This is a genomic window from Roseibium sp. RKSG952, assembly GCF_009711355.1.
Genome location: NZ_SMMF01000154.1, coordinates 1 through 302 on the forward strand (window position 1 = coordinate 1; position 302 = coordinate 302).

Consider the following 302-nt stretch of genomic DNA (forward strand, 5'->3'; position numbering starts at 1 on the left):
GGAGGGTCAGCCGTCTAGCTTGACCTCAACTGACGATAGGCTGTTGGATATAACCGAAATGGGATGACGGTCGATCTCTCGTTCTACCGGCTGCTGATACGGGTTGGCGGGCTCCGGTTCGTAGCGCTCGAATGAGTCCGGCAACGGTATCCGCTTAGTTTCCTCGTGTTTGCGGAAATCCGCTCCGCAGCTTTTGCATGTTGCGCTGTCAATCACCGGATAGGTGAGCAAAACCGTCATCGTCAGGTCACCGCCGCAGTCGGGGCAGGTATAGATCACATTAGTCATGCGTCAGTCCCTCA

Annotated in this window: 1 protein-coding gene; it reads right to left on the minus strand. The window is 55.6% G+C overall.

The features are described from left to right. Positions 1-6 precede the first annotated feature (6 nt). Positions 7-288 (minus strand): hypothetical protein, encoded by a 282-nt coding sequence (locus E1297_RS00385; RefSeq protein WP_155132557.1) that lies wholly within the window; start codon positions 286-288, stop codon positions 7-9. Positions 289-302: the final 14 nt, after the last annotated feature.